This is a genomic window from Candidatus Borrarchaeum sp., from assembly GCF_019058535.1.
Taxonomy (GTDB): domain Archaea; phylum Asgardarchaeota; class Sifarchaeia; order Borrarchaeales; family Borrarchaeaceae; genus Borrarchaeum; species Borrarchaeum weybense.
Window position 1 is genome coordinate 1 of the sequence record NZ_JAHPYX010000272.1, and the last position, 5,500, is coordinate 5,500.

A 5,500-nucleotide genomic window follows, 5' to 3' on the forward strand; every position below is an offset into this window, starting at 1 on the left:
CCTTATTGGGATATGTATGCACGTGGTACAATCGTAGGATTGACGAGGGGTACTTCAAGAGAACATTTGATTCGTGCAACGCTAGAGTCAATCTGCTATCAAACAAGGGATGTTTTAGAAGCAATGATGAAAGATTCAGGTATCAGACTATCAGAACTAAAAGTTGATGGTGGAGCAGTTAAAAACAATTTTCTGATGCAACTTCAATCAGATATTCTTGGAGTCCCTTGTGTGCGTCCCACAGTAGATGAAACGACTGCTTTAGGTGCTGCGTATGCTGCTGGTTTAGCTGTTGGGTATTGGAAGGATCTAGAAGATCTCAAGAAAAACTGGGGTGTAGATCGACGTTTTGAACCAGAAATCAGCGAAGATAAAAGGCGAGAGTTGTATGAAGGTTGGAATAGAGCAGTAAAGCGTGCAACTGGTTGGATCGAAACATAGAAGAACTGCTGCCTACTTACTTTTTTTTAACTTGTTTTTTATTGTAGAGGAGATATTTATGGAACGTTTTGATGCTATAATAATAGGAGGAGGAGCAACTGGGGCAGAAGTGGCAAGAGATCTTACACTAAGAGGACTAAAAACTGTTTTACTTGAAAGACATGATCTGAGCAGTGGAACAAGTGGACGATCTCATGGTCTTCTTCATAGCGGTGGCAGATATGTTGTTAAAGATAAAGAATCGGCAAGAGAATGTGCCGAGGAAAGCAAAATTCTTCTAGAAATAGCGTCAAACTCAGTTCACCTAACAGGAGGACTTTTTGTAGGAATTTCTGGAATTGATGATCCCGAATTTAAAGATCAATTCATTCAAGGTTGTCGAGAATGCAATGTTGAATTCAAAGAATTATCGCACAAAGAAACTCTTCAAATGGAACCATTTATTAACGAAGATGTTGAGACGGCATTTCACGTTAATGATGGAAGTGTTTACCCATTTCGCCTTATTGTAGAAACAGCACTCCAGGCGGCACAGCTAGGTGCTTCTATTCGAACATATTCAGAGGTAATAGCGCTCCATAAAGATAATATGGCAATTACCGGCGTCAGAGTTAAAGATCATAGAAAAGGAAATATCTATGATTTATATGCAGATTTTGTGATAAACGCGACTGGTGTTTGGGCTAGAAAAATTGCTGAATTAGCTGATATTCACATTCCAATAACACCATCTAAAGGCGTCATGGTTATTATTGATCGAAGACTTTTCACACGAGTAGTTAACAGACTTCGTTTTCCAGCAAATGGTGATATTATAGTTCCCCATATTAGTACAGCTATTATCGGAACAACTTCAGTTTCTATGGATAGTCCTGATGAATGTCCAGTTACAGCAGCTGAAGTTGACGAAATGATTCGTGAAGGCGCAATTCTTTCTCCATTTGTTAAGGAAGCCCGAATGGTACGAGCATATGCAGGTAATAGACCATTATTAGGAGCTGAGCCGGGAGAAGAAGGAAGGGAAATTAGTAGGACATTTAAAGTACTTGATCATGAGACGAGAGATGGTGTTTCTGGTCTAATTACAATTACGGGGGGTAAGCTTACAACTTATAGACTTATGGCAGAAAAGACCTCAGATCTTGTTGCAAAAAAACTTGGAATACGAGCAGATTGTGTGACACATAAAACTAAACTTCCTGGTGCAGAAGAACATGATCTTAACTTTGTGGAAATTGCTAAAAAATTAAAAATCCCTTGGCTTCTTACAGAGCGTACAATTGGGAGATGGGAAGCCGCAGCTAAAACAATTTTTGCTACTATGGAAGAAAATCCTGCCACAAGATTAACAGCATGTTCGTGTGAATATGTGTCAAATGCAGAAGTGAAATATATTATCGATAAAATGTGGGCTTACAGTCTTGAGGATATTTGTAAAAGAACGCAAGCTGGATTTGGGATTTGTCAAGGTGGTTTATGTACGCTCAAACTTGCGCATCAATTGTTTGAGTATTCAAAAGATAACGAAATAGCCGATATACAAAAAGCAATCATTGATTTTATTGAGGAAAGGTGGAAAGGCACTAAATTTGTTCTTTGGATGAACCAGCTTCGACAAGAACTGTTAAGTCAATCAGTATTTAGTTGTGTTGGAAATTATGACCAATTACACAAAAAACTGCTGGAGAGTCAAGAATAATGGATATACAATACGATGCAATTGTTATTGGCGCAGGTATGGCAGGTTTAACTGCAGCAAGAAAGATTGCAGAAACAGGAAAGAAAGTTGCAGTTCTTAGTAGGGGTTTAGGAACAACAAACATGAGTACTGGCGTAATTGATTTACTTGGGTATTTCAAAAACGAATTAGTTATTAATCCAGAAGAACATATTAAGGAACTTGTTAATACCTCACCATATCATCCTTACGCAAAAATTGGCAATGGAGACGCTAAAAAAACCTTAGAGATTTTGAAAATTTCGATTCAAGATTTTTTAGAGATCACAAATATGACTTATGCCGGCAAAACTTCTCAAAATGTTGTATTATCTAACTATTTCGGCACATTCAGACCAAGTTGCATTGTCCCGATATCAATGCTGCATGGTAACCTTCTCGAATTCGAAGATTCAAAACTCATGACTGTTGGAGTGCCGTGTTATTCAGAGTTCAACGCTAAATTCTTTTCAAAATCTTTACAATATGTTGTGAATTCCTTTTTTGAACAAACTACAATCAAAGAAATCGTTTCGAAAGACATAATGATACCCAGTTTAGGAAAAGATAAAGAAATTACATCAATAGAGATTGCTGAAGCATTAGATAATGAAGAATTATTTTCAGGGTTTCTGAAACAACTGCAAAAGTTTGTAAATGAAACAGATGCGTATACAGTTGTTTTTCCAGCAATATTAGGATACAAAAATTGGTTTCAAAACCATCAGCATCTTGAAAAGGAACTTGGTGTTCAAGTGTTTGAATGTTTATCTCTCCCCCCATCAGTACCTGGACAGAGACTTCAACAGATTTTAGAGAATGCAGCTAATGACGTTGGTGTCGAGATTCACAGAGGAATTCAGGTTTTAAGTGCACATGTCGAAAATAATGAATGTAAAACTTTGGAAACAGTAGCAGATATTTATAGGCGGACATTTACGGCAGATGTTTTTGTGCTTGCGACTGGTAGCTTTATCGCAGAAGGACTATATTTCGATGGAACAAAGTTCTATGAGCCAATTTTTGATTTACCAGTACGTAGTGATAGTAAAACCGATTATTTTGCAGGAAAACGTCTTGAATCTGGAAAACATAATATAGGCTTTACGGGAATTATAACAGATGAAACCTTAAGACCCTTCGATCTAGATGGAAAGGTACTAGCAGATAATCTTTTTGGAGCAGGATCTATTCTCGCTGGTTATGACTATATTAGTGAAAAATCAGGTCTAGGCATCGCACTTACCACTGGATACATTGCTGGATTAAATGCTGTCGAAAACTTATGAGTTTGTGCCTCCTCTCTATGTTTCGTTACACCATTTTATGACAATGGAATATCTATAGTTTAGAAAAGTGAGAATATATCTTTTTGTTTTATCGCAACGGTCTCATGTAGCTCTAAAAAAGCAATCTAAAAGAAAAAGATAGCTAAGTCTTTAGAATTTCTTTCAAAGGTGTTCTTTAATCACTCTATTAGTAAAATCCTCTGTAGATACAAAAAAATATAAGAAGCTTTTTAAATCAATAAGATTTAGGTATTCCTAAAATTTATTTATATAGTATAAATTATTAGCATGTCAAAAAAGAAAAATTCGTATAGCAAATTAGATTAGGTGACTGCATGTCTATCCAGAAATTGGAAGAACTCATCCCATGTTTTCTTGAACTAATAAATGTCAATGGTGGAGAGTCATTTCCTCTTCAAAAGATTGCTGATGAGTTAGGAGTTCCTGTTTCGGATATTGAAAATGTTATAGCGATTGCTCAGTCTAATGATTTGATTTCTAAAGATAAAGGTATTTTTAAGGTCACAAAGAAAGGAAAAGAGGTCTTAAGAATCCACAGAGAAAAATATTTACATGATCGGTTTATACATCCGAGAAAAGGCCTTCGAAATATGATTAGGAGAGGTAGAGGTGGTAAAAGACACCACCATGGAAAAATGAACGATGAGTTCATTGATTGGGATAGACATGGACTTAATAATTCAAATATAAGTTATTTTTATCGCAATCTTGAGGAAATTGAAGGACGGATAGAAGACATACTACCTCTTGCATATCTCCATACTGGAGAAAAGGGTATTATTCAGTTTATGTTTGGAGGTAGAGGGCAAGTACAAAGACTTGCTGACCTAGGGTTGACTCCCGGGGCCGAAATAACAATCAATAACAAAGCGCCGTTTCATGGACCAATTGAAATCTGTATCCGCAACACATGTCTTGCGATTGGCAACAAGATAGCTAAAAGAATTTTTGTTAAACCTGTAGGAGAATTAAGTATACGAACCCGTTTGGCAATGCAAAAAAGCCGGTGATTTTCTTGGAAGAGAAGAAAGTCTTACGCATCGCCTTAGCTGGGAATGCAAATGTCGGGAAGAGCGTTGTATTTAACCAGTTAACTGGCCTAAATCAAGTTACGGGTAATTGGCCTGGAAAGACGGTAGAACGAGCTGAAGGGACACTTTATTTTGAAGGGTACACTATTCATGTAATTGATTTGCCAGGAATTTACAGTTTGAGTGCATATAGCCTTGAAGAAGTTGTATCTCGCGAATATATAGCCTTAGAACAGCCAGATATTATTATCAATGTCGTAGATGCCTCTAATTTAGAAAGAAATTTGTATTTTACTGTTCAATTACTTGAGCTTGAAGTCCCAGTTATTATTGCATGTAATCAAATGGATTTTTGCGCAAAGAAAGGTATTTGTTTAGACTGTGAAAAGCTATCAAAGTTATTAAATGACATCCCGGTCGTTCCAACTACAGCTATTTCGGGTATAGGGATAAGTGAATTAATTTCAAAAGTAGTTTCTGTTGCAGAAGGGAAAACAAAAGTAGATCTTAAGCCAGCAAAATATGGGACTGAAATTGAGAAATATATAGGACTATTAAAAGAAAAAATCGAGAATAATCTTCCAAAACTTTCTAAACTTTATGCTACACGATGGTTAAGTATTAAACTGCTAGAAAAAGATGAAATTATTGTGAAGAAAGTACAAGAAGAAGAAAATGGATCATCTGTACTCGAATTAGCGCGTGAATTTATTGTGAAGATTGAAGATTTGCATGGACATATCGCTCCAGTAGCAATAGCTGCTGAAAGATATAATATTGCAAATCGTATCGCTCATGAATCTCAAGAGTTCGTTTCTCCACCGCAACTTTCTCTTGAGGAAAAACTAGACAGTCTTACCTCTCATCGAATCCTCGGATATCCTATTTTAATTGGAATAATGGCTCTAATGTTTGCTATCGTTTTTGGTGTTGGAGATTTCTTAATCAGTCTTTTAGAAAGTTTATTTTATGATTTAATGCTGCCACAACTTGAAATAATA

5 protein-coding genes are annotated in these 5,500 nt (G+C 36.3%); all 5 read left to right on the forward strand.

Features of this window, described 5'->3' with window-relative positions; translation table 11 throughout:
* Positions 1–441: FGGY-family carbohydrate kinase (locus QVB70_RS17290; RefSeq protein WP_287588908.1), on the forward strand; the 441-nt coding region annotated here is incomplete at its 5' end.
* A 58-nt stretch (positions 442–499) separates the two neighbouring features.
* A complete protein-coding gene (glpA, locus tag QVB70_RS17295; RefSeq protein ID WP_287588912.1) occupies positions 500–2,140 on the forward strand; it encodes an anaerobic glycerol-3-phosphate dehydrogenase subunit GlpA in 1,641 nt (546 codons plus the stop codon).
* Positions 2,140–3,447, forward strand: coding sequence for an anaerobic glycerol-3-phosphate dehydrogenase subunit GlpB (gene glpB, locus QVB70_RS17300; protein ID WP_287588915.1), 1,308 nt, complete (start codon positions 2,140–2,142; stop codon positions 3,445–3,447). The genes glpA and glpB overlap by 1 nt, the downstream gene beginning before the upstream one ends.
* 335 nt (positions 3,448–3,782) lie before the next feature.
* Complete coding sequence (locus tag QVB70_RS17305; RefSeq protein WP_287588919.1) at positions 3,783–4,478, forward strand: FeoA family protein; 696 nt, start codon at positions 3,783–3,785, stop codon at positions 4,476–4,478.
* A 5-nt stretch (positions 4,479–4,483) separates the two neighbouring features.
* On the forward strand, positions 4,484–5,500 hold a 1,017-nt coding region (locus QVB70_RS17310), incomplete at its 3' end, for a ferrous iron transporter B (protein WP_287588922.1).